Annotated in this window: 26 protein-coding genes; 18 read left to right on the forward strand and 8 right to left on the reverse strand. The window is 69.2% G+C overall.

Annotation, left to right across the window (positions count from 1 at the left end):
* Positions 1 to 52: 52 nt before the first annotated feature.
* On the reverse strand, positions 53 to 1,072 hold the full coding sequence (glnII, locus tag AB0B91_RS01970) for a glutamine synthetase (RefSeq protein WP_358313772.1): 1,020 nt from the start codon (positions 1,070 to 1,072) through the stop codon (positions 53 to 55).
* A gap of 151 nt (positions 1,073 to 1,223) precedes the next feature.
* Here glnII and AB0B91_RS01975 point away from each other — a divergent pair, with 151 nt between their 5' ends.
* Positions 1,224 to 1,775, forward strand: coding sequence for a hemerythrin domain-containing protein (locus AB0B91_RS01975; RefSeq protein ID WP_358313774.1), 552 nt, complete (start codon positions 1,224 to 1,226; stop codon positions 1,773 to 1,775).
* Positions 1,776 to 1,811: 36 nt separating this feature from the next.
* Here the strand turns inward: AB0B91_RS01975 and AB0B91_RS01980 are convergent, their stop codons facing one another.
* Positions 1,812 to 4,790, reverse strand: a complete 2,979-nt coding sequence (locus tag AB0B91_RS01980; protein WP_358313777.1) for an AAA family ATPase — start codon at positions 4,788 to 4,790, stop codon at positions 1,812 to 1,814.
* A 10-nt stretch (positions 4,791 to 4,800) separates the two neighbouring features.
* The gene (locus tag AB0B91_RS01985; protein WP_358313780.1) at positions 4,801 to 5,448 is read right to left on the reverse strand and encodes a hypothetical protein; all 648 of its coding nucleotides are present in this window, start codon (positions 5,446 to 5,448) and stop codon (positions 4,801 to 4,803) included.
* A gap of 274 nt (positions 5,449 to 5,722) precedes the next feature.
* Between AB0B91_RS01985 and AB0B91_RS01990 the strand changes: the two genes are divergently transcribed.
* Positions 5,723 to 6,058, forward strand: coding sequence for a carboxymuconolactone decarboxylase family protein (locus tag AB0B91_RS01990; protein WP_358313783.1), 336 nt, complete (start codon positions 5,723 to 5,725; stop codon positions 6,056 to 6,058).
* On the opposite strand, the gene AB0B91_RS01995 is transcribed toward AB0B91_RS01990, so the two are convergent.
* A complete protein-coding gene (locus AB0B91_RS01995) occupies positions 6,018 to 7,145 on the reverse strand; it encodes a PQQ-dependent sugar dehydrogenase (RefSeq protein WP_358313786.1) in 1,128 nt (375 codons plus the stop codon). The two genes, AB0B91_RS01990 and AB0B91_RS01995, sit on opposite strands and share 41 nt — an antisense overlap.
* Before the next feature lie 82 nt (positions 7,146 to 7,227).
* Between AB0B91_RS01995 and AB0B91_RS02000 the strand changes: the two genes are divergently transcribed.
* Genes AB0B91_RS02000 through AB0B91_RS02025 form a run of 6 tightly spaced genes read left to right on the forward strand, consistent with a single transcriptional unit; the run spans position 7,228 to position 11,827 of the window.
* Complete coding sequence (locus AB0B91_RS02000) at positions 7,228 to 7,794, forward strand: helix-turn-helix domain-containing protein (protein WP_358313789.1); 567 nt, start codon at positions 7,228 to 7,230, stop codon at positions 7,792 to 7,794.
* 3 nt (positions 7,795 to 7,797) lie between these two features.
* On the forward strand, positions 7,798 to 8,985 hold the full coding sequence (locus AB0B91_RS02005) for a cytochrome P450 (protein ID WP_358313792.1): 1,188 nt from the start codon (positions 7,798 to 7,800) through the stop codon (positions 8,983 to 8,985).
* A gap of 14 nt (positions 8,986 to 8,999) precedes the next feature.
* The gene (locus tag AB0B91_RS02010; protein WP_358313795.1) at positions 9,000 to 9,773 is read left to right on the forward strand and encodes an SDR family oxidoreductase; all 774 of its coding nucleotides are present in this window, start codon (positions 9,000 to 9,002) and stop codon (positions 9,771 to 9,773) included.
* A complete protein-coding gene (locus tag AB0B91_RS02015) occupies positions 9,770 to 11,080 on the forward strand; it encodes a cytochrome P450 (protein WP_358313798.1) in 1,311 nt (436 codons plus the stop codon). Before AB0B91_RS02010 ends, AB0B91_RS02015 begins: the two co-directional genes overlap by 4 nt.
* Positions 11,077 to 11,271 (forward strand): ferredoxin, encoded by a 195-nt coding sequence (locus tag AB0B91_RS02020; protein ID WP_219539621.1) that lies wholly within the window; start codon positions 11,077 to 11,079, stop codon positions 11,269 to 11,271. The genes AB0B91_RS02015 and AB0B91_RS02020 overlap by 4 nt, the downstream gene beginning before the upstream one ends.
* A 4-nt stretch (positions 11,272 to 11,275) precedes the next feature.
* The gene (locus AB0B91_RS02025) at positions 11,276 to 11,827 is read left to right on the forward strand and encodes a nuclear transport factor 2 family protein (RefSeq protein WP_358313802.1); all 552 of its coding nucleotides are present in this window, start codon (positions 11,276 to 11,278) and stop codon (positions 11,825 to 11,827) included.
* A gap of 28 nt (positions 11,828 to 11,855) precedes the next feature.
* Here AB0B91_RS02025 and AB0B91_RS02030 read toward each other — a convergent pair whose 3' ends face one another.
* A complete protein-coding gene (locus AB0B91_RS02030; RefSeq protein ID WP_358313805.1) occupies positions 11,856 to 12,527 on the reverse strand; it encodes a hypothetical protein in 672 nt (223 codons plus the stop codon).
* A 23-nt stretch (positions 12,528 to 12,550) separates the two neighbouring features.
* Here AB0B91_RS02030 and AB0B91_RS02035 point away from each other — a divergent pair, with 23 nt between their 5' ends.
* The 7 genes from AB0B91_RS02035 (at position 12,551) to AB0B91_RS02065 (ending at position 17,635) form a co-directional block, all read left to right on the forward strand.
* Positions 12,551 to 14,035, forward strand: coding sequence for an aldehyde dehydrogenase (locus AB0B91_RS02035; RefSeq protein ID WP_358313808.1), 1,485 nt, complete (start codon positions 12,551 to 12,553; stop codon positions 14,033 to 14,035).
* On the forward strand, positions 14,032 to 14,769 hold the full coding sequence (locus AB0B91_RS02040; protein ID WP_358313810.1) for an SDR family oxidoreductase: 738 nt from the start codon (positions 14,032 to 14,034) through the stop codon (positions 14,767 to 14,769). Before AB0B91_RS02035 ends, AB0B91_RS02040 begins: the two co-directional genes overlap by 4 nt.
* Entirely contained in the window at positions 14,766 to 15,605 is an 840-nt protein-coding gene (locus tag AB0B91_RS02045; RefSeq protein ID WP_358313812.1) for an NAD(P)-dependent oxidoreductase, read from the forward strand. The genes AB0B91_RS02040 and AB0B91_RS02045 overlap by 4 nt, the downstream gene beginning before the upstream one ends.
* Complete coding sequence (locus AB0B91_RS02050; protein ID WP_358313815.1) at positions 15,602 to 15,955, forward strand: carboxymuconolactone decarboxylase family protein; 354 nt, start codon at positions 15,602 to 15,604, stop codon at positions 15,953 to 15,955. The genes AB0B91_RS02045 and AB0B91_RS02050 overlap by 4 nt, the downstream gene beginning before the upstream one ends.
* An 86-nt stretch (positions 15,956 to 16,041) precedes the next feature.
* A complete protein-coding gene (locus AB0B91_RS02055) occupies positions 16,042 to 16,227 on the forward strand; it encodes a hypothetical protein (protein WP_358313818.1) in 186 nt (61 codons plus the stop codon).
* Positions 16,228 to 16,305: 78 nt separating this feature from the next.
* A complete protein-coding gene (locus tag AB0B91_RS02060; RefSeq protein WP_358313821.1) occupies positions 16,306 to 17,091 on the forward strand; it encodes a hypothetical protein in 786 nt (261 codons plus the stop codon).
* 118 nt (positions 17,092 to 17,209) lie between these two features.
* Positions 17,210 to 17,635, forward strand: coding sequence for a hypothetical protein (locus AB0B91_RS02065; protein WP_358313823.1), 426 nt, complete (start codon positions 17,210 to 17,212; stop codon positions 17,633 to 17,635).
* A 102-nt stretch (positions 17,636 to 17,737) separates the two neighbouring features.
* On the opposite strand, the gene AB0B91_RS02070 is transcribed toward AB0B91_RS02065, so the two are convergent.
* Positions 17,738 to 18,163, reverse strand: coding sequence for a nuclear transport factor 2 family protein (locus tag AB0B91_RS02070; RefSeq protein WP_358313826.1), 426 nt, complete (start codon positions 18,161 to 18,163; stop codon positions 17,738 to 17,740).
* A gap of 92 nt (positions 18,164 to 18,255) precedes the next feature.
* Positions 18,256 to 18,849, reverse strand: a complete 594-nt coding sequence (locus AB0B91_RS02075) for a TetR/AcrR family transcriptional regulator (protein ID WP_358313829.1) — start codon at positions 18,847 to 18,849, stop codon at positions 18,256 to 18,258.
* Positions 18,850 to 19,065: 216 nt separating this feature from the next.
* Between AB0B91_RS02075 and groL the strand changes: the two genes are divergently transcribed.
* The 3 genes from groL to AB0B91_RS02090 all read left to right on the forward strand — a co-directional run bounded on the left by groL (position 19,066) and on the right by AB0B91_RS02090 (position 21,809).
* Positions 19,066 to 20,691, forward strand: coding sequence for a chaperonin GroEL (gene groL, locus AB0B91_RS02080; RefSeq protein ID WP_358313832.1), 1,626 nt, complete (start codon positions 19,066 to 19,068; stop codon positions 20,689 to 20,691).
* Between the two features lie 112 nt (positions 20,692 to 20,803).
* Complete coding sequence (locus tag AB0B91_RS02085; protein ID WP_358313835.1) at positions 20,804 to 21,301, forward strand: hypothetical protein; 498 nt, start codon at positions 20,804 to 20,806, stop codon at positions 21,299 to 21,301.
* Positions 21,302 to 21,416: 115 nt separating this feature from the next.
* Positions 21,417 to 21,809, forward strand: a complete 393-nt coding sequence (locus AB0B91_RS02090; RefSeq protein ID WP_358313838.1) for a hypothetical protein — start codon at positions 21,417 to 21,419, stop codon at positions 21,807 to 21,809.
* On the opposite strand, the gene AB0B91_RS02095 is transcribed toward AB0B91_RS02090, so the two are convergent.
* Positions 21,806 to 22,921 carry an SMI1/KNR4 family protein gene (locus tag AB0B91_RS02095; protein WP_358313841.1) on the reverse strand — a complete coding sequence of 372 codons (1,116 nt, stop codon included), beginning with the start codon at positions 22,919 to 22,921 and terminating at the stop codon, positions 21,806 to 21,808. The two genes, AB0B91_RS02090 and AB0B91_RS02095, sit on opposite strands and share 4 nt — an antisense overlap.
* Positions 22,922 to 22,933 lie beyond the last annotated feature (12 nt).

Genomic DNA, 22,933 nt, shown 5'->3' on the forward strand with positions numbered 1-22,933 from the left:
GCGGGCCCCATCGGGGGTGCCCGCGTTCCTCCGTCTCACTTCACGACCGGGGTCAGACCTGGCCGGCCTTCTCCAGGGCCGAGCAGCAGGTGTTCACCAGCAGGCGGGTGACCACGTACGGGTCGACGTTGGCGTTGGGGCGGCGGTCCTCGATGTAGCCCTTCTTCTCCACCTCGACCTGCCACGGGATGCGTACGGAGGCGCCGCGGTTGGAGACGCCGTAGCTGTACTTGTTCCACGGGGCGGTCTCGTGGGCGCCGGTCAGGCGGCTCTCGATGCCCACGCCGTACTGGGTGATGTGCTCCATCGGCTTGTCGCCCTCGCCGAGGGCCTCACAGGCGGTGATGATGGGCTCGTAACCCTCGCGCATGGCCTTGGTGGAGAAGTTGGTGTGCGCGCCGGCGCCGTTCCAGTCGCCACGGGCGGGCTTGGCGTCGAGCGTGGCCTCCACGCCGAACTCCTCGGCCGTGCGGTAGAGCAGCCAGCGGGCGATCCACATGTGGTCGGAGACGTCCAGCGGACTGGCCGGACCCACCTGGAACTCCCACTGGCCCGGCATGACCTCGGCGTTGATGCCGGAGATCGCGAGGCCGGCGGCGAGGCAGCGGTCGAGGTGGAGCTCGACGATCTCACGGCCGAAGATGGCGTCGGCGCCGACACCGCAGTAGTAGGGGCCCTGCGGGGCGGGGAAGCCGCCCTCGGGGAAGCCCAGCGGGCGGCTGCCCTTGAAGAAGGTGTACTCCTGCTCGATGCCGAACCACGACTCCTGGTCGGCGAACTGCTCGGCGATCGGGCGGAGCAGGGCGCGGGTGTTGCTCTTGTGCGGAGCGCCGTCGATCTCCTCGACCTCGCACAGGACCAGCACGTTGGCGCCGCCGCGAATCGGGTCGGGACAGGTGAAGACCGGACGGAGCACGCGGTCCGACGAGTGACCCTCCGCCTGGTTCGTGCTGGAGCCGTCGAAGCCCCAGACCGACGGCTCGGCTCCGTCAGCGAGGATCTTCGTCTTCGAGCGCAGAAGTGCGGTGGGCTCGGTGCCGTCGATCCAGATGTACTCAGCCTTGTAGCTCACGTCGGTCCTTTCAGGATGTCTCACAGCCACGCCGAGTCTTCCGGCTGACCGTTTCCCGGTTTTTGCCCGAATGTGAACGTCGTGTTAATCAACCCGGGTAGGACCGCCCGATTCCCCGGTCATGCGATCATTTGTTACAAAGGGGGATTTAGTGACCATTGACCTCGAAGAGGCCCGCAGGCCGCGCGGACCCAAGCATGACCCGGAGGCGCTCACACCGGCGCAGCGGCAGCTCGGCCGGCATCTGGTCGACGTGCACGACGGCTACCGCCAGGAGATGCGGCAGGTGCGGGACGCGCTCGACCAGGTCGCCGCGGGCGCCCTCGACGCCGCCGCGCTGCGGTCGATGATCAATCAGCTGACCATGCGTCAGAACTACTGGACGCTGGGCGCGTTCTGCGCGACCTTCTGCCGGTTGGTGACCGTGCACCACACGATCGAGGACGAGGCCATGTTCCCGGCGATACTCAAGCGGGACGACTCGCTGGGGCCGGTGATCGACAAGCTCAAGGAGGAGCACGAGGTCATCGCCGCGCTGCTGACCCGGCTCGACGAGGCCTGCGTGGCGCTGGTCGCCGGCGACACCGGCCTCGACCAGGTACGGGCCGAGGCCGAGCGGCTGTCCGCCGTCCTGTCCTCGCACTTCGCCTACGAAGAGGAGGAGCTGGTCGAGCCGATCGGCCGGCTCGACGTGCGCATCTAAGCGGTTCCGTCCGCGTCTGAGCGGTCCCGTCCTTATCTAGGCCCTCCCGTCCGTTCCTCTGCCGTCGTAGCCGAGCAGCCGCATGGCCGTGTCGGGGTCCATCGCGGCGGCAAGCAGTTGCGCCCTGGCGTGGGCCTGGTCGCGTTCGTGTTCCGCCTTGGTCTGCGCCGCTCGTACGGCCTTGATGGCGATGAGCGCCAGGCCGGCGCCCACGATCACCGCCACCACGACGACGAACAGGACGAGCAGCAGCCCGGGCGAGGCCAGCCCGACGACCGGGGTCGCGCCCGTGAGGGCCAGCCCGGTGATGAGCGCGAGGACGACGAGCGCGAGCAGGCTGGCGACGACCACCCACGCCCGGCGCCTGGGCGGCGGCGGCTCCGCCGGGAGGGGCGGTGGCGCCGCCGCGTAAACGGGCGTCGGATCGGGAGCCCACGGTACGAACTCGGGCCGGCCCGGCTCGGCGACCACCGCGGTGGGCCCGGCGACGATCTCAGCGGTCACCACGACCGGCTCGGCGGACACGACAGTCCCCACCGGCTCGGCGACCCCAGGCTGGAAAACCGGCCCTGCGCGCCAACCACCGGACTGACCTGGCTGACCAACGGGCTGGCCATTCGGCCGACTCGCGGTCTGGCCGTTGGGCTGGTGGGCAGGCTCCTCCTCCACGTGGCCGGGCAGGTCGCGCTCGATCCGGCTGTGCTCCTTGTGCGCCCTGGCCGCGTCGCGGTGGTACTCCTCCAGCTCCTGGTACAGCTCGTCGGAGCTGTAGATCGTGCCGTCGATGAGCGGCCCGGCCGCCCGCTCGATGATCGCCACCACGTCATCGCCGTTCAGCGTCTTGTGCGTCTCCAGCGCGTGCGCGAGGCAGAGCACATCCCTGCGATGCTCCTCCAGCAGCCGCTCGGTCTTCTCCAGCAGCCGGACCAGGTTGAACTCGATCCGCTCCCCCAGCACGTCGGGCGCCAGCTCGGGCTGACCCCGGCTCGGCTCCCGCTCGGTGATGCCGATGGGCCCGCCACCGCCGCCGCGCCGCGGCATCGCCTTGCCGCCGTGGATCTCCAGCTCCTGCAGCGCGGGCAGCGAGGTGACGCCCGAGCCCATCCCCCAGTACGACTCCATGAGCGCGGTCAGGTACGTCGCCGAGTGCAGGTCGCCGGAGACGCCGGAGGAGTTGTCCTCGCTGAAGAACATCCGCTCCCCGGCCAGGGAGGCGAGCGAGACCATGATGTCGGCCTCGTACTCGGACTTCCACCGGGTGAACTGGTCCTCGGGCTTGATCGAGGCGACCATGCCGAGGTAGTCGGCTCCCTTCTCGATCGTGGCGATGTCGATCTCCAGGTGGAAGCGGGTCACGTAGGCCACCACGGCGTGGCACGCCTCGTGCACGGCCACCGCGTGCCGTTCCCGCTCGATGTACTCGACGTCCTCGGGCGGGCCGAGCTGCTTGAGCCGTTTGGCCCGCAGTACGTCGGACCAGGAGATGACCTCGCGGCCGTCGCGGATCGCGGTGATCAGCGACTCGTTGACCAGGTCCTTGATCGTGGCGCCCGTCGCGTAGGGGGTGATGGTGGCGAGCTTGTCGATCTGCTGCTCGGTCAGCTCGTGGTCGACCTTGTCGAAATAGCCCTGGTACGTACGGACCCGTCCGGCCTTGGAGGGGTAGCCGACCTTGTAGATGCGGTCGATGCGGCCGGGCCGCAGCAGGGCCTCGTCGAGCGCGTCGGGCCGGTTGGTGGCCATCATGACGAGGATGCGGAACTTGGGCGGCGGCTTGGGCCGCATCCCGAGCAGCCGCCTGATCAGGCGGTTGAAGAACCCGCGCGGCTTCTTGAGCCCGGACAGCTCGGTGAGCAGGGCCTGCAGGGTGCCCGGGTCGCCGCTGTTCATGCCACCGCCGCCGCCCATGAAGAAGCGGTTGCGGGTGGCCGGCTCCGCCACCTCCCGCCGGGCGCGGAAGGCGAGCACCGAGCGGCTCTCCTCGGACAGGTAGTTGACCCCGTGGCAGCCGGAGAAGCCCCCGCCCTGCCCCGGCGGGCCCTGCTGGGCGAGCCGGCCGCGCTTGCCGAGCGAGTCGGCCTCGTCGAAGAAGACGATCACCCCGCCGTACCTGAGCGCGAGCTTGCGCAGCTTCCTGAAGAGCGTCTTGACCTTGAGGATGCCGATGCCCATGAACATGTTCGTGAACGCGCCGGGGTCGACGAACACGTACGGCTTGCCGGTCTCGCCGGCCACCGCCTCGGCCATCAGCGTCTTGCCGGTGCCCGGCGGCCCCCACAGCAGCAGCCCGCTGGGCACGTAGCCCCCGCGCTTCTCGATCTCGTCGGGCCGTTCGAGGAAGACGATGTTCTCCTGAACCCGTTCGACCACGTGGTCCTGTCCCCAGACGTCGGAGAAGCGGGTCTTGATGTCATCGGGGAAGTACGTCTCCACGCCGCCTCTGGACAGGAACCAGAACAGGCCGACGAACTGGATGATGACCACGAAGAACAGGAACACGATCTGGACCAGGAACGGCATCGCCTTCCAGATCAGCGCGGGCGCGCTGAACAGGGCGAGCAGCGGGCTGGTGTCGAGCACCGCGCCGAGTACCAGCGCGATCAGCACCACCCAGAAGATGATCTTGGCGGCGAGGGCGAAACGATACCTGGTCCAGTCGTCGAACCGCCGGTGGGACCACCGCTCGAACCCGCCGAAGACCCCCTGGCTCCAGAAGCGGTGGTAAGCCGACCATCGCTCGCTGACGAAGAAGTGCAACTGCCGCAGGGCCTCGACGCCCAGCAGCCAGAAAATCCATTGATAGGCGTACGCGATGGCGCGCATGGCCTCGCCGAAGGACACGATGCCCTCGAAGTCGGCCATCACCTTCCAGGTGAGAACGAAGAAGGCGAGGACCAGCCCGATGAGGAACTTGCTCCGGGCCCAGAACGGCATCTTCTTCCTGGTCATGGCTTCGGGATCAGCCGGGCCGCTTCCGGGCGCGCGCAGCCCGCTGTGATGCGTGGTCGTGGTCAATGGTGCTCCTTCATCCGGGCAGCCGGAGCAGCTTGAAGGTTTGCTCGATCTTGTCGAACTCAGCCGAGCGCGCTCGGAAGCAGATGGACTGGCAACCGATGAGCATCACGGAGACCGTGGCTGCCTGCTCGTCGAGGATGGCGGTGTGGTCGAAGGTCTGGACGTCGGCGCCGATCTGGTAGTTGAAGCGGACCCGCACTCCCCTGGCGCCGCGGTCGAGCTGGAGGATCTGATCGCTGATCAGCTCGAACCCCTTGAACAGCGGCTGCCGCCCCGTCTGGGCCGCCTTGGCCTCGTAGAGCGTGCGGACCTGCCCGGTCACCGGCAGGATGAAGTCGCGGAGCCGGTCCAGCGAGATCGTGTTCCGCTGCTCGTCCGTGAGCTTGTGCACGGTGGCGTAGACGAACGGATCCGTTGAGCTGAGCAGGTGTTCGACGGACGGCTGCGCCGACTGGTCGAAGGCCGTGGACCAGACCTGCTGGCGCCGCAGCCGGGCCGCCTCCGAGTTCGGATGGTCGCCGGTCAGGTAGAGCTCGATGGCTTCGGTGTTGAGCTGACTGAAGGAGGAGGGCACCTTGAAGTAGGTGGTGCCTTCCCTGTCGCGTACGTAGGTGAACTCCGGCTGCCCGCACGCTGACAGCATGAAGATCGCGGTCATGAGCGCGATCCAAGCCCGTGTTTTTTTCACCTGGGCTTACCTCCGCTTTACGGACCAACGGAGTTGTTCTGCCCGTTTTCATGTGAAATGAGGCCGAGTGCACGGTGTAAAATCTTGACCAAATCTTGGCCGTACATTGGCTTCAGTTGTTACAGATCCGCACAGATCGGATGCGGGCTCTTGTGCGGACGCCCGTACAACGTTGGCGTCCCCCCATTGGTTCGACCGGCAAAGTAGCGAAAGATAGAAGGATCCCTGCTACCCGGAGCGGACAATGACAGAACCGGCCATGGAGACTGTGGACAGCTTCGGCATGATGGCGGAGCGGATGTTCGCCGACATCTGGTCGCGCGGTGCCCTCTCGGTCAAAGAGCGCCGCCTGCTCCTGCTCGGCCTGCTCGTCGGGCAGGGCATTGACGAACAGGTGGAGGTCCAGCTCGACACCGCGCTGCGCGCGGGCGACCTGGATGAGAGTCAGCTGCGGGAGGTCGTGGTGTTCCTCACCCACTACGCGGGCTGGACTCGCGGGTCACAGCTGAACAACCAGGTCGAGGATCTGATCGAACGCGTCAGGCGGGATCGATCCGGTAGACGGGACCTTGGAGGCTGAGCGCGTACAGCTCCCCGTCCAGCCCCTCGCCGAACGACGAGAGCTGCTCGACCTGCCCGACCTTGGCCTCCTTGTCCAGCTCGTCGACGGGTGCGGCCTTGACCCACCCCGCGCAGAAGTCGCCGTACAGGAACTGACCCTGCAGCCAGGGGATCTTGCCCCCTCGGTAGACGTAGCCGGCGATCACCGAGCAGTTGCCGCCCTGGTGGAGCGGATAGGTGATCACCGGGTCGGTGAGCTCGCGGCCCTTGCCGCCCCTGAAGGGTTGGTCGCCTTCGCGGAGGTTCCAGCCGTAGTTCTCGCCGCCCTCGGATCCGGCCGGCTGGTAGTCGACCTCCTCCCAACGGTCCTGCCCGACGTCGCCGATCCAGAGGTCGCCGTTGTCGCGGTCGAAGCCGAACCGCCAGGGGTTGCGCAGGCCGTACGCCCAGATCTCGGTCCGCGCGCCCTCCTTGCCGACGAACGGGTTGTCGTCGGGGATCTTGTACGGCGTGCCGCGCGGGTCGATGCGCAGGATCTTGCCGAGCAGCGTGCCGAGGTTCTGGCCGTTGCGGTGGGGGTCGCCGCCGCTGCCGCCGTCGCCGAGCGCGATGTAGAGGTGGCCGTCGGGACCGAAGGCCAGTTGGCCGCCGTTGTGGTTGGCGTAGGGCTGGTCCTGGGTCAGCACGTCACGCCTGCGGGTGGCCTCCTTGCCGTCGTACGCCCATTCGGTCACGTGCGTGTCGCCGCTCGCGTCGGTCCAGTCGAGGTAGAGCCAGCGGCCCGACGGGTGGAAGGCCACGCCGAGCAGGCCCTGCTCGTTGCCGCCGCTGACCTCTCCCGACAGGTTCACGATCGTGTCGCCGTCGAGGGTCTTCAGCCGGCCGCCCTGCTCGGCGACGTACAAACGCCGGTCGCCCTTCCGTACCGCGAACGCCACGGGCTTGGCCAGCTCGGCGAGCTTGGTGAAGCGCAGTTTGCCGGGGGTCGGCGCGGGACTGTCCTGACTCACGACGGGACCGGGCGAGCCCGTAGCGGACGGGACCGGGGGCTGGGCGGCCGAGCATGCGGTGAGCGTGACGGCTAACACGGACAGGGCGCGGCGCACGCCGCCTATCCTTCCATGCCATCCCAAACCTGGATAACTACCGCCTTGCCGGAGGACACCTGCTGAACTATCGTCTGGACATGTGTCCAGCGATGTCGTGACAGAGTCCACCCGGCGGCGGCTGAACCGGCGGCAGGCCGACACCGTGCGGCGGCTGACCGACGCGGCGGTCGAGGAGGTGCGCGAGAGCGGCTTCGAGGGGCTGACCGTCCGCAACGTGGCCCGCCGGGCGGGTGTCGCCCCGGCGACCGCCTACACCTATTTCTCCTCCAAGAACCACCTGGTCACCGAGGTGTTCTGGCGCCGCCTGAGCGCCCTGCCGCCGATCGAGACGACCGGCGAGGCGGGCCAGGTGATCACCGCGCTCCGGGAGATCGCCCTGCTGGTCGCCGACGAGCCGCGCCTGGCCGCCGCGTGCACCACCGCCATGCTCGGCACCGACCCCGACGTCCAGGAGCTGCGGCTGCGCATCGGGCTGAGCATCCGCCGGCGGCTGCGTACCGCGCTCGGCCCGGCCGCCGATCGCAAGGTCCTCAACGCCCTGGAGATCGCCTACGCGGGCGCGCTGGTCCAGGCCGGGATGGGCTACATCTCCTACACCGAGACCGCCGACCGCCTGGCGGAAGTCGCCGAGCTGATCGTGAGGTAGCCCGTGGACCCGCTCTTATACAGCCCCTACGACTACGCCGTCCACGAAGACCCGTACCCGATCTACGCCCGCCTCCGCGAGGAGGCCCCGCTCTACCGCAGCGACGACCTGGATTTCTGGGCCGTCTCCCGGCACGCCGACGTGGCCGGCGCGTTCCGCGACCACCAGCGCTTCTCCAACGCCAACGGTGTCTCCCTGGACCCCAGCGCGTGGGGGCCGGCCGCGCACCGGACGATGTCCTTCCTGGCCCTGGACCCGCCCTCGCACACCCGGATGCGCTCCCTGGTCGCCAAGGGCTTCACCCCGCGCCGGGTGCGCGAGCTCGAAGGCGGCATCCTGCGCCTGACCGAACACCATCTCGCGCCCGCCGTGGCGCGTGGCGACTTCGACTTCGTCGCCGACTTCGCGGGCCGGTTGCCGATGGACGTCGTCTGCGAGCTGATGGGCGTCCCCGAGGCCGACCGGGACGAGCTGCGGCGCCTGGCCGACCTGGTCATGCACCGTGAGGACGGGCTGTTCGACGTCCCGGTCGCCGGGATGGAGGCGGCGCTGACGCTCATCGGCTACTACCAGGACCTGGTCACCGAGCGGCGGGCCAGACCGGGGAGCGATCTCACCTCCGCGCTGCTGGCCGCCGAGGAGGGCGGCGACCGGCTGGCGGAGGAGGAGGTCGTGGCGTTCCTGTTCCTGATGGTGGTGGCGGGCAACGAGACGACCACCAAGCTGCTGGCCAACGCGCTGTACTGGGGCTGGCGCCATCCCGCCGAGCTGGCCAAGCCCATGCGGGATCCGGGCCGGGTCACCGACTGGGTGGAGGAGACGCTGCGCTTCGACGCCTCCAGCCAGATCCTGGCCCGCACGGTCGCCACCGACACCGAGCTGTACGGCACGACCGTGCCCGCCGGGGACCGCCTGCTGCTGCTCGTCGGCGCGGCCAACCGGGACCCGCGCGTGTTCGACGACCCGGACCGCTACGACCTGGACCGCGACACCTCCCAGCTCATCAGCTTCGGCGGGGGCAGGCACTTCTGCCTGGGCGCGAACCTGGCCAGGCTGGAGGCCCGCATCGCGCTGACCGAGTTCGTCAGGCGGGTCCGCCACTACGACGTGGACGAGGGCGGCGTGGCGCGCGTGCACTCGGTCAACGTCCGCGGCTTCGCCGCACTGCCCGTCTCCGTTTCCGCCGCCTAGCGATTGGGCCGCCCATGCCGCGCTTCGCACCGCACCCGCTACGCCGCCCCGCGCTGGTCACCGGAGCCTCCTCCGGGATCGGCGCCGCCACCGCCGCCCTGCTCGCCGCCAAGGGCCACCCGGTCGCCCTCGGCGCCCGCCGGGCCGACAAATGCCGCGAACTCGCCGATGCCCTCAGTAAGGAGGGCGCGGAGACGTTCGCCCACGCGCTGGACGTGGCCGAGTCCGACTCGGTCCAGCGCTTCGTCTCGGCCGCGGCCGACGCGCTCGGCGCTCCCGAGATCGTGGTCAGCGGGGCCGGCGACCTGAGCGCGGAACGGGTCCACGAGCTGGACTCCGCGGGCTTCGCCGCCCAGGTCGGGGTGCACCTGGTCGGCGCGCACCGCCTGGTCTCGCACGTCGTGCCCGGCATGGTCGAACGCGGGCGCGGGGACGTCGTGCTCGTCTCCTCCGACGTCGTACGCTCACCGCGCACCCGGATGGGCGCCTACGTGGCGGCCAAGAACGGCATCGAGGGCATGGCCAGGGTGCTGCAGATGGAGCTGGAGGGCACCGGGGTGCGCGCCTCGATCGTCCGGCCCGGCCCGACGATGACCGGCATGGGCATGGGCTGGGACGCCGAGACCACCGGTGAGGTCCTGGAGGAGTGGGTCAAGTGGGGGCTGGCCCGCCATCCGTACTTCCTCCGGCCGGAGGACGTCGCCGCCGCGATCGCCGTCGTCGTCGAGGCGCCCCGCGGCACCCACCTGACGCTCGTGGAGGTCCAGCCGGAGGCGAAGGTGCGATGAGGGAGCCGATGCTCGTCTCCGGTGGCCCCGACCATCTGGCGGAACTGCGTACCGACCCGATCGCGCTGATGCGGCGGGTGCGCGAGGAGTGCGGCGCGGTCGGCGAGTTCCGGCTGGCCGGGCGGCCGGTGGTGCTGCTGTCGGGCGCCGAGGCCAACGAGTTCTTCTTCCGCGCCCCGGACGAGGAGCTCGACCAGGCCGAGGCGTACCCGTTCATGACGCCGATCTTCGGCGAGGGCGTCGTCTTCGACGCCACGCCCGAGCAGCGCCGCGAGGCGCTGCACAACCAGGCGCTGAAGGGCTCCTTCCTCAAGGGGCACGCCGCCACGATCGCCGCCGAGGTGGAGCGGATGGTCGCGTCATGGGAGGAGGAGGGGGAGATCGACCTGCTCGACTGGTTCGCCGAGCTGACCATCTACACCTCCTCGGCGTGCCTGATCGGCAAGCGGTTCCGTGAGCAGCTGGACCGGCGCTTCGCCGAGCTGTACCACGACCTGGAGCAGGGCACCGACGCGCTGGCCTATGTCGACCCGTACGCCGACATCGACAGCTTCCGCCGCCGCGACGCGGCCCGCGCCCAGCTCGTCACGCTGGTCGAGGGCATCATGGCCGCCCGCTCGGGTCCGGCGGGCGAGGACCGGGACCTGCTCGACGTGCTGATGTCGCTGGGCAGGTTCTCGGCGGACCAGATCACCGGGATGTTCATCTCGATGATGTTCGCCGGGCACCACACCACCTCGGGGACCGCGGCCTGGACGCTGATCGAGCTGCTGCGCAACCCTGACGTGCTGCGGGAGGTCGTCGCGGAGCTCGACGGGCTGTACGCCGACGGGTCGGAGGTCAGCTTCCAGGCGCTGCGGGAGATCCCGCTGCTCGAATCGGCGGTGAAGGAGGCGCTGCGGCTGCACCCGCCGCTCATCCTGCTGCTGCGGGTGGCCAAGTCCGAGCAGGAGGTGCTCGGCCACCGGATCCCGGCGGGGACGATGGTCGGCTGCGGTCTGGCCGTCTCCAACCGGATCGCCGCGGACTTCCCCCGGCCGGACGCCTTCGACCCGGCTCGCTATGCCAAGCCGCGCGAGGAGGATCTGGTCAACCGGTGGACGTGGGTGCCGTTCGGGGCGGGCAGGCATCGCTGCGTGGGGGCCAACTTCGCGATGATCCAGCTCAAGGCGATCTTCTCGGTGCTGCTGCGCGACTGGGAGTTCGCTCTCGCCCAGGAGTCCGGCTCCTACCGCAACGACCATTCCAAGATGGTGGTCCAGCTCGCCCGGCCCTGCATGGTGCGGTACCGGCGGAGGCGGCGGTGAGGGTCGTCGCCGATCTGGACCTGTGCCAGGGGCACGCGATGTGCGAGCTGGAGGCGCCCGAGGTCTTCGAGGTGCCGCGCAAGGGGAAGGTCCGCGTGCTCGACCCGTCACCGCCCGAGTCGATGCGCGAGCAGGTCGAGGCGGCCATCCGTTACTGCCCCACCCGGGCGCTGTCGACGTCTAAGGAGTGACGACATGCCGGCCTTCCCCCGTGACGAACTCGAAGAGATGGTGCGCCGGTGGCTGGCGGCCAACCGCCGGTGCGAGGAGCTCGGCGACTGGCGCCCGCTGGCCGAGCTGTACACCGAGGACGCGACCTACGGCTGGAACGTCGGCCCGGACCAGGACTTCATGGCCGTCGGCCGCGACGAGATCCGCGAGTTGGCCCTCGGTTCGGAGATGGGCGGCCTGGACGGCTGGTCCTACCCGTACCAGAGCATCCTCATCGACGACCGCGGCGGCGAGGTGGTCGGTTTCTGGAAGCAGGTCGCCGACGCCCGCCGGCCGGACGGCATGGCGTACGAGGTGGCGGGGATCGGCGGCAGCCGCTTCAGGTACGCGGGCGGCTTCCGGTGGTCGTGGCAGCGGGACTGGTTCGACCTGGGCAACGTGACGTCGGTGTTCGTCGAGATGATGAAGGCGGGGGTGCTGTCGGACGGGATGAAGCGCCGCCTGGACCGGGCCGCCTCCGGCGCCGCGATCCCCGGCTACTACCGTCGCGGCCAGGCCCCGGCCTCCATCTGGTGACGCGGACGCCGCGCGGGCCGCGTCCGCGTCAGGCGGGCACGTGCGGTGTGCCGTCCTTCATGGGTGGGAAGCGGAAGGCGGCCGCCGTGGTGCCGCGCGTCATCCTGGTGATCTCGGCCTCCCCCACGGGCTCGGTCTCGTCGTCGATGATGACCTCCCACCGGCAGTGCGGGACGCGGTCACCGGGGACGCGCGGCGGCCGGTGCACCGGGCGGATCCGGGCGCGCGGGTTGACCGCCTGCGCGGTCCAGTCGAAGGTGCCGTCCTCGATGTGATGGCACATGCCGCGGATCGCGCGCTCGCCGAACGGCTCCACGTCCAGCAGCGCCCCGCAGGTGCGGAGCTGGAAGAACCCGTGGGTCTCCGAGACGAGCTCGTACTCGACGTCCATGTAGTGCTGCGCGAAACCGGGGTCGAGCTGCAGGCACTTGAAGATGGCCGACACGCCGTCGCCCTCGATCCGCATGATCTCGCGGATGCGCTCGGTGTAGATCGGGCTCGCGCCCTGCCACTCCTGGATGGCGATCTCCTCGACGACCCGCTGCCCGTACCGCATGCCGACCGCGATCAGCGTCGAGCGGTCGAGCAGATGGACGATCAAGGCGTACTCCCGGACGAGACGGACCAGTGCCTCCTTCGACAGGTCCTCATAGCGGAAGCCCGGATCGAATTCTCCGGAATAGTCCTTGCGTGCCGTCATACGGTGAACTGTAGTCTGGACATGTGTCCAGAACAACCGATCGCTTGTTCGGCGCAGGTGCCGCTTCGCCGCTCCTGATCGACGGGCGGCTCGTCCCCGGCGACCACCGCTTCGGCACGCTCGACCCGGCCACTGAGGAGGTCCTGGGCGAGGCCGCCGACGCCACCCCCGCCGACCTGGACCACGCCGTCGCCGCCGCCCGCCACGCCTTCGACTCCTCCCCCTGGGCCACCGACCTCGCCCTGCGCGTACGCTGCCTGCGCCAGCTCAGCGAGGCTCTCACCCGCCACGCCGAGGAGCTGCGCGAGCTGACGATCGCGGAGGCGGGCGCGCCCAGATTCCTGACGTACGGCGCGCAGCTCGACACGCCGGTGGCCGACCTGCGCTGGTTCGCCGACCTCGCCGAGCGCTACGACTGGGAACGGGACCTCGGCCGGGCCGCGCCCATGGGCCTGGCCAGCGACCGCCGCGTCGTCCGCGAGCCGGTGGGCGTGGTCGGCGCGATCACCCCGTGGAACTTCCCGCACCAGATCAACCTGGCCAAGCTCGGCCCGGCGCTGGCCGCGGGCAACACGATCGTCCTCAAGGCGGCCCCCGACACGCCGTGGTGCGCGGCGGCGCTCGGCGTGCTCGTCCAGGAGGAGACGGACATCCCACCAGGCGTCGTCAACGTCATCACCGGCGCCGACCACGAGCTGGGCGCCCGGCTCTGCGCCGATGCCCGGGTGGACCTGCTGTCGTTCACCGGCTCGACCGGCACGGGGCGTGCGGTCATGCGCGCCGCCGCGGACGGCCTCAAGCGGGTCTTCCTGGAGCTCGGCGGCAAGTCGGCGTTCATCGTGCTGGCCGACGCCGATCTCCGTGCCGCCTGCTCCTACGCGGCCTTCGCCGCGCTCACCCACGCCGGGCAGGGCTGCGCGCTCACCACCCGCCTGTTCGTCCCGCGTGAGAGGTACGACGAGGCCGTGCACCTGACCGCGACCACCATGAGGAAGCTGGGCACCGGCGACCCGGGCGATGGTCGCACGGTCTGCGGGCCGGTCATCTCCGCCCGCCAGCGCGACCGGATCGAGGGCTACCTGAAGCTGGCGGTCGAGGAGGGCGGCGCGTTCGCCACCGGGGGCGGGCGCCCGGCCGGCCGCGACCGGGGTTTCTGGATCGAGCCGACCCTGATCACCGGGCTCACCAACGAGACCAGGACGGCCAGGGAGGAGATCTTCGGTCCGGTGCTGGTGATCCTGCCGCACGACGGCGACGACGACGCGGTCCGGCTGGCCAACGACTCGCCGTACGGGCTGTCCGGCGCGGTCCACGGCGGCGACCCGGAGCGGGCGCGGGCCGTGGCGCGGCGGCTGCGGACCGGCACGGTGAGCGTGAACGGCGGCGTCTGGTACGCCGCCGACGTGCCGTTCGGCGGCTACAAGCAGTCGGGGATCGGCAGGGAGATGGGTGTGGCCGGTTTCGAGGAGTACCTGGAGACCAAGTCGATCGCGGAAGGGGTGTCATGAGGCGCTTCGAGGGAAAAGTCGCCATCGTCACCGGAGCCGCCCAGGGCATCGGCCGGGTCTACGCGCGGGCCCTGGCCGCCGAGGGCGCGAGCGTCGTGGTCGCCGACGTCAGCGAGCAAGGCGCCGCCGTCGCCGACGAGATCAAGGGCCTGTACGTACGTACCGACGTGTCCGACCCGGACTCCGTCCAGCGGATGACCGACGCGGCGGCGGAGCGGTTCGGCGGCATCGACTACCTGGTGAACAACGCCGCGATCTTCGGCACGATGCGGCTGGACTTCCTGCTGACCGTCGACTGGGATTACTACCGGCGGTTCATGGCGGTGAACCTGGACGGCGCCCTCCTGTGCGCCCGCGCCGCGCATACGCACTTGGCCAGACGCGGCGGCGGAGCGATCGTCAACCAGTCCTCCACCGCGGCCTGGCAGTACTCCGGCTTCTACGGCCTGGCCAAGGCCGGGATCAACGGCCTCACTCAGCAGCTCGCCCACGAGCTCGGCGGCATGGGCATCAGGGTGAACGCCATCGCGCCCGGCCCGATCGACACCGAGGCCAACCGCGCGGTGGTACCCGCGGGGGTGGTCGACCGGATCGTCCGGGACAAGCTGGCGCTCAAGCGAGTGGGGACCCCGCAGGACCTGGTCGGCATGTGCCTGTTCCTGCTGTCCGACGAGGCCGCCTGGGTCACCGGGCAGATCCTCAACGTCGACGGCGGCGAGGTGTTCCGATCATGACCTATGGCTTCGCCGGACTCGGCCAGATGGGCGCCCCCATGGCCAGGCACCTGATCGGCCTCGGCGTCACCGTCTACGACACCCGGCCGGAGGCCATGGCGCCGCTGGTGGAGGCGGGGGCGCGGGCCGCGGCGGACGTCGGCGAGCTGGCCGCCGCCAGCCGGTTCGTCTCCGTCATGGTGCGCGACGACGACCAGGTGCACGAGGTCGTGTCCGGGCTGCTGCCCGCCGCCGAGCCGGGCACCGTCATCGCCGTCCACTCCACGATCCGGCCCGGCACGGCCGTGGAGCTCGCCGGGCTGGCAGCGCCGTACGGGATCGAGGTCGTCGACGCGCCGGTCAGCGGCGGCTTCATGGGAGCGCAGGCGGGCACGCTCGCGGTCATGGTCGGCGGCGGCGACGACGCGTTCGCCCGCTGTGAGCGGCCGTTCGGGGCGTGGGCGGACCTCGTCCTGCACGTGGGGCCGGTCGGCGCGGGCACCCGCGCCAAGCTGGCCCGCAACCTGCTGCACTTCGTCGCCTTCGCCGCCGCCGCCGAGGCGCAGCGGCTGGCGGAGGCGTCCGGGGTCTCGCTGCGCAAGCTCGGCCGGGTGGTCCGGCATTCGGACGCCGTCACGGGCGGGCCCGGAGCGATCATGCTCCGGGCCACCACGGCTCCGCTCGGCGAGGACGATCCGCTGTACGGGATCATGCGCCACGTACTGGCTCTCGGCGAGAAGGACCTGGACCTGGCGCTGGAGCTGGCCCGCGAGCTCGGCGTGGACACCCCCCTGGCCGAGCTGGCCCGCGACCGCCTGGCCGACGGCCTCGGCCTGCTTCGGAAGGAGATCCCATGACCGACGAACGCCGGGAACGCGGGTTGGAGATGATGCGCCAGGTCTACGGCTGGGAGATCGGCGACGCGCCGGGCGACTTCTTCGGCATCACTGTCGACCACCTCTTCGCCGAGATCTGGACCAGGCCCGGCCTGTCCATGCGCGACCGGCGGCTCCTGCTCATCGGCGCGCTGGCAAGCAGGGGTTTCAACGACGTCCTCGACATCCAGTTGCCGGCCGCGCTGAGTAACGGCGAGCTGTCCCCGGACGAGCTCCGCGAGATCGCCATCTTCCTGACCCACTACATCGGCTGGCCCCTCGGCGCGCGTCTCAGCGTCCAGATCGACGCCCTCATCGCGAAGTCGGTTTAGAATCTTGAATATCTCAGACGGCGCATAATAAATGGCGAACACGTGGGTCCGGACGCCGTGACCGCGCTTGGTCGTACGATGGGGGCATGAGCCGTAAGGCCGTCGCCATTCTGGCCGTCGCCGCCACCCTCATGCTGGCCGCGACGGTGGCCGTGATTTTCCGCGATCGCGCCCCCGACGAGGCCGCGACAGGGGTCCGAAATACGCGCGCTCCACAGGAGATCGCGTCCTACTGGACCAAGGAGCGCATGAATGAGGCCAGTCCGGGATGACAAATTCGGCCATCCGCCCGAGGAGACCGGCGAAACCCCATTTCCTCAAACGCGGGCGCGGCCCTATTGTCATCCCTCGTGCGAAAACTTCTGATCATGACGCTGACCGTCGCGTCGATGCTGTCCTTATCCGCTCCGGCCACCGCCGCGACGGCGGCGACCCCCGTCAAACACCCCAAGCTGATCGCCAACCCGCTCTACAAGGCCGGCGCGCTGCCCACCACGACCTGCGAGGAGCCGGCGCGCAAGCGCAACGACCGCAAGTCGGGCCGCGCCTACGTCGACGCGGTGATCGCCTGTCTCGAGTCCACCTGGGAGCAGCACCTCACCACCGCCGGCCTGCCCTTCAGCAAGGTCAAGGTGCGGCACGTGAGCAAGCTCCCCAAGAAGTACTGCGGCACCAGCGAGACGGGCAAGGAGAACTCCGCGGCCCGCTACTGCGGCGACACAGGCGAGCTGATCTTCCAGATCGGCAAGGACTGGCTCGACGACCCTTCCGACCTGTGGCTGTTCAACACCGTCAGCTACATGTACGGCTGGCATGTGATGCAGCTGGTCGGAATCGCCGACGCCTATGACGCGGTGCCGTCCAGCGGCACAACCGAGACCCGCGAGCTGGCCCGGCGCGAGAGCCTCCAGAACGACTGCCTCAGCGCCGCGTTCCTCAAGAGCGTCTGGCCGCTGAAGGGCAGGACGACCAAGGACTGGACGTATCTGCTGAGCATGGTCGATGGTGACGGGCCCGGCGAGGCGCGCTGGTACGGCAAGAGGGCCAACGTCGTCGCCTGGTACAAGCGCGGCTTCGCCACCGGCGACCCGGGCTCGTGCAACACCTGGTCGGCCCCCTCCTCAAAGGTGGCCTAAGACCGCATGTGGCGCTGATCACCTCGTATGTGTGCACTCCTGCACAGAACAGGGCGACGGATCTTCGTAGTGTCCCTGCTGCCGGGCAAACCGGTGCACTCATACGGGGAGGAAACCCATGCGTAAGACCCTTGCGGCAACCCTCTTGGCCGGCTCCATGGCCGTCAGCGCGATCGCCCTCGCCCCCGGCGCACAGGCCGCCACCCAGGCGGGGACGGCCGTCGCCGCGGCGTCCCAGACCGCCGGCTCCGTCCACAACTGGGGCAAGTTCTTCTCCAGCGACCGCAAGGCGTACACCTTCGGCCAGACGGGCAAGCGCAACGGCATCGTCGTCACGGAGTGGCACGGCGTCGACAAGGTGGGCGGCAAGCGCGCCTGGGTGTGGTTCGAGTACTACAAGAACGGCGGCTGGCACAAGTTCAACCGCTCCTGGGACGGCAAGGTCGTCGGCACCTGGAGCGGGCGCGGGATCAAGAAGGTCTACACCTTCACCTGCTGGGCCGGCAAGCTCGACAACTGCGGCCGTAAGTACCGCATTTACTAATCGCCGTATTCGCTAAGCGCTCTATTCGCTAAGCAATTCTTGCTGACGACATCCGGCGGCTGCCCCACGGCGGCCGCCGGATTCGGTTTTCCTTCCAGTCGCTCAAGCGGTGAGGGCCCGCGCGACCGTGAGACTGTCCTCGTAAATGTGGTACCGGGTGATGAGTCCGTCCTCGACGGTGAGATGCAGCGCGAACGGTGAGCTGTAGGCGGCGCCGTTGGCCTTCACCGTCTGCACGATCTCCCCGAGGACGACGGCGTCCGCCTCATCGACCAGGATCCGCGCCACCGACGTGCCGTTCAGCTCAGGCACGTGATGAGCGGCCAGCGACCGGAAATGGTCCGCCACATCGGCCCGGCTCGACCGCGGGCGGATCCACGGCACGGCCGGATGCCCCTCAGCCGGCCAGTCGAGCCGCCAGTCGATCGGCTCGGCGAACAACTCGGCGACACGGTCGACATCGCCCTCGGCGATTCGGCCTAGCAGTGCTTCCACGATGTCACGGGTGCCATGGGCGTCAGAAGTCATACCGCTACCCTTTCGACCCTGACGCGGCCTGTCGATTACCTGCCAGGTAAGCGAATCTCGTACCGACGGCTAGAAGTGACCGGCTTGGCGAGTCACCGCGCGGCGGGAAAGACGCAGGACAGGGCGCGGCGCAGGGTGCCGGCGAAGGATTCGGTGCTGCCGGGCTCGAGCCAGTGCCGCCCCGCCACGCGGATGGCGCCCGCGACAGCGGCGGCCGTGACGGCGGGGAACAGGTCGCGGCCGGGGTCGGTGCCGGTGCGCGCCGCGATCGCCTCGGCGAGCGGGCCCTCCGCCATGGTGAACGCCTTCAGCGCCTCACCCTCCAGCTCGGGCGTCGACATGATCATGCGCAGGCCGGCCTTGTCGGGCTCGGGGTCGGTGAAGATCTCGATCACGGCCGCGATGACGGCCTGGTCGAGCGGCTCGTCGGCGGCCCGGGAGCGCAGCGCCTGCCCCACGCGGCGGGCCTGGTCGGCCTGGAAGGCGCAGATCGCCTCCCCCCTGCTGGAGAAGTAGTTGTTGTAGGTACGGGATGAGACCCCCGCGGCCGTGGCGATGTCGTGGACGCGCACCAGGGCCAGCCCGTGAGGGCCCTGCTCGATGGCCAGGCGCAGCGCGGCGTGGCTGATCGCCTCCCTGGTGGCCTGCTTGTTGCGCGCCCGGAGGTCCATGGCGTCGTCGTTCATGGGTCGACTCTATCCGATGTTGCGTGCCATGCACTATGTGCGTGACACGCAAGTTGTGGGTAAAGTGCGATGAGACGCCTGGCACTCACACCTGGAGAGTGCCAACCGCAAGGCGTGTGCCGGGGCGGCGAGGTCCGCCGGCGGGTCGCTGACCTGCCGGGAGACCGTCCGTCGCGGGCGCCGTCCCGGCAGCCCCCATCAAGAGCAGGAGCAGCAATGGCTTCGAAAATGATCGCCTTCGACGAGGACGCCCGGCGCGGTCTCGAGCGCGGCATGAACCAGCTGGCCGACGCCGTCAAGGTGACCTTGGGCCCCAAGGGCCGCAACGTCGTGCTGGAGAAGAAGTGGGGCGCTCCCACGATCACCAACGATGGCGTGTCCATCGCCAAGGAGATCGAGCTCGAGGACCCGTGGGAGAAGATCGGCGCAGAGCTGGTCAAGGAAGTCGCCAAGAAGACGGACGACGTCGCGGGTGACGGCACCACGACCGCCACGGTGCTGGCCCAGGCGCTGGTGCGCGAGGGTCTGCGCAACGTCGCCGCCGGCGCCAACCCGATGTCGCTGAAGAAGGGCATCGAGTCGGCGGTCGAGCGGGTCAGTGAAGAGCTGTCCAAGCTGGCCAAGGACGTGGAGACCAAGGAGCAGATCGCTTCGACCGCCTCCATCTCCGCCGCCGACCCCGAGATCGGCGCGCTCATCGCCGAGGCGATGGACAAGGTCGGCAAGGAAGGCGTCATCACCGTCGAGGAGAGCAACACCTTCGGCCTCGAGCTCGAGCTCACCGAGGGCATGCGCTTCGACAAGGGATACATCGCCCCGCTCTTCATCACCGACTCCGACCGGCTCGAAGCGGTCTTGGACGATCCCTACATCCTGATCGTGAGCGGCAAGGTGGCCGCCAACAGGGATGTGGTGCCGCTGCTCGACAAGGTCGTGCAGTCGGGCAAGCCGCTGCTGGTCATCGCCGAGGACGTCGAGGGCGAGGCCCTGGCCACCCTGATCGTCAACAAGATGAAGGGCGTCTTCCGATCGGTCGCGGTCAGGGCCCCGGGCTTCGGCGACCGCCGCAAGGCGATGCTGGGCGACATCGCGATCCTGGCCGGTGGCCAGGTCATCGCCGAGGAGGTCGGTCTCAAGCTCGAGAACGCCACCCTCGACCTGCTCGGCCGCGCTCGCAAGGTCGTCGTGACCAAGGACGAGACCACCATCGTCGACGGTGCCGGTGACCCCGACGCGATCGCCGGCCGGGTCAACGAGATCCGCGCCGAGATCGACCGGACCGACTCCGACTACGACCGCGAGAAGCTCCAGGAGCGGCTGGCCAAGCTGGCCGGCGGCGTGGCCGTCATCAAGGCCGGTGCCGCGACCGAGGTCGAGCTGAAGGAGCGCAAGCACCGCATCGAGGACGCCGTTCGCAACGCGAAGGCGGCCGTCGAGGAGGGCATCGTCCCCGGCGGCGGGGTGGCGCTGCTGCAGGCGGGCGCCAAGGCCTTCGACAAGCTCGAGCTCAACGGCGATGAGGCCACCGGTGCCGCGATCGTCTTCAAGGCGCTCGAGGAGCCGCTGAAGCAGATCGCCGTCAACGCCGGCCTCGAGGGCGGCGTCGTGGTGGAGAAGGTCCGCAACCTGACCCCGGGTGAGGGCCTCAACGCCGCCACGGGCGAATACGTCAACATGTTCGAGGCGGGCATCATCGACCCGGCCAAGGTGACGCGCTCGGCGCTGCAGAACGCCGCTTCCATCGCGGCGCTCTTCCTCACCACCGAGGCGGTCATCGCCGAGAAGCCCCAGAAGAACCCTGCCGCCCCGGCCATGCCGGGTGGCGGAGACATGGACTTCTAAGCCGGGTCGCCGAGGGGCGGGTAGGACGGCGGCGGTCCTACCCGGCTCTCGGGCAGGTGGGACAATAGAGGTGTTCATCCCCCTTGGCGAACATTCCAGAAAGGGGGCGGCCATGGCGACCATCGCTCATCACCCGGCGACCGGCGCGGAGCCCGCCGCCCTGCGCCTCGGCGCGGGACTCATGGCACTGGCCGGCCTGGCGTTCATCGGCTACGCGGTGATCTTCTTCGTCCGCAACTTCACCGGCGAGTTCCTGGAGCTCGGCATCGGCCCGAACGAGGTCGACGTCGGCCGGGCCCAGGTCCTGGCGTTCAGTCCGGAGCTGTTCAGATATATGTCGCACCTGCACATCGCGCTGTCGGGGTTCATCGCCTCGACCGGGCTGGCCACCGCGGCACTCGCCTGGTTCGGGGTCAGGCACGGGCTGTGGTGGGCGTACGTGACGGCGATCGTGGTGCCCGTGCTGGCCCTCGTCATCGCCCTGCCCGCGCACTACCCGTACCATCTCGCCACAGTCGGCCACCTGGGGCTCATCTACGTGGCCACCGCCATCTTCATCGCGGGCGCGCTGGTGGCGCTCAAACCGATGCTGCAGGCACGACACACCTGATCCGCGATCTCAAATATTCCCACCTTGTCGGCAAACTGCGGGAATTCACGGTTGTCGCGCGCGAAGCGCGGGGTATCCACGGATCCAGATATCACTCCGTACAAGGTGGGAATTCATGGCGTCCACATACGGCACCGACCAGGTCGATGGCACGTCCGGCAACTCGTCAGTCGATTTCATCGCAGAAGACTCCGTCAAGAGCAGCGACGAACTCGGCAAGATCGTCCGCTCGGGTGTCCCGTCGAGCACGTTCTGGCACTTCGTCGACTTCAGCGGGAGCGGGCCCTTCGCCCACCGGGAGTCCCTCGGCACGGACAGAGTCAACGCGTTCTCTCAGGTAGCCGTCTCGATGACCGAACTCGACAGCGACGGAAACCCCTTTCTGGGCAGCGCCGTCATGACGGTGAACAACGTCGTCCCACGCGCCAATGGCGACATCATCGTGCGCGGGCACATCCACTGGGATAGCACCCTGAAAGTACGGCTCAACTACATCATCGTGAACTAGTCTCGCTCGCGGACGTCCCAATCAAGCTCATCGGCGACTGTTCTGGGCTTCCAGTAGCCGATCGAGCCGCCGTTCTCCAAGGCGTCGGCGGTGGCCTTCAGCAAGGCGTAGTACGAGCGGATCCGGACCCCTCCCGGCGTGAAACTCATACTGCCTTCGTGATCGGTCTCGCCGACGTCACGCTTCACCGAGTCGATCACGAGGTGGTCGCCCATTCCGTCGGCGCCGAACGGGAGCATGCGCCCGTCCCACCAGTCCGATCGAGGATCGGCCATCTCCTCTTCATCTTCACCGTCGATCTCGCACAGCCCTCGCCACGTGTCGCGGATCTCTTGGAGACTCAGGTTCCAGTTGCCCAGGAAACCGAAGGCCCAGGTGTCGTCCGCTACGGCGGCTCCATCGTGTCGCAGTAGTGAGGCCCGCAGGTCGTCGGGGAATCGCAGACCCGTCTCCGCCTCCGCCGCCGCGATGCTCTCCGCCTTTCCGGGCTTGCTGAGCGTCCGATAGCTCTTGGGGGCGTGGTCCTTGAGCCATGCTTCGATGCGCTGCCACTGCCGGTTCACCGCCCGGGTCATCTTGGCGTCGAGCTTCCGTACGCGCGGGTTGCGACTCTCGGGCCGGCAGTCCGCGTCGAGGCTCGGCTCCTGGGTCTCGCCGACTTGGGTGGGCTCAGGGTAGTCAGCGTCGTCCGAAGCGGGCGCCTGCTCCAACTCGGCGGCCCAGCAGGGTGCGGCGATGCAAGGCTCATACGAGATCTCGCCGGAGGTCTCCAGCCCGGAGTCCTTGGAGAAGGTGGCGGACTCAAGGGCTTGCGAGCCGACGGCCAGCAGGCAGAGCGCGAGTCCGGCGGCTCCCCAGCGGGTGAGGCGGCGTCGGGTGGCTTCGTCGAGCGGCTCCCTCTTCTGGCCGCCTCCGAAGACCATTTGGATCGCGGGGCGGTCGAAGATGGAGGGCTCGGCGGCGTAGCGCTCGAGGTCCTCAGCGGTGGGGGTGCCGAGAATCGGGACCGGAGGCCACTGCGCTACCGAGGCTTCGGAAGCCGCCGCGCCCGGCTGGGCTACCGGCCGACGTGTCGAACGGCGGCGAGAACGCACGATCACAGCGACCGCCACCGCCACAACGGT

The organism is Nonomuraea sp. NPDC049141 (genome assembly GCF_040648415.1).
Classification (GTDB): Bacteria; Actinomycetota; Actinomycetes; order Streptosporangiales; family Streptosporangiaceae; genus Nonomuraea.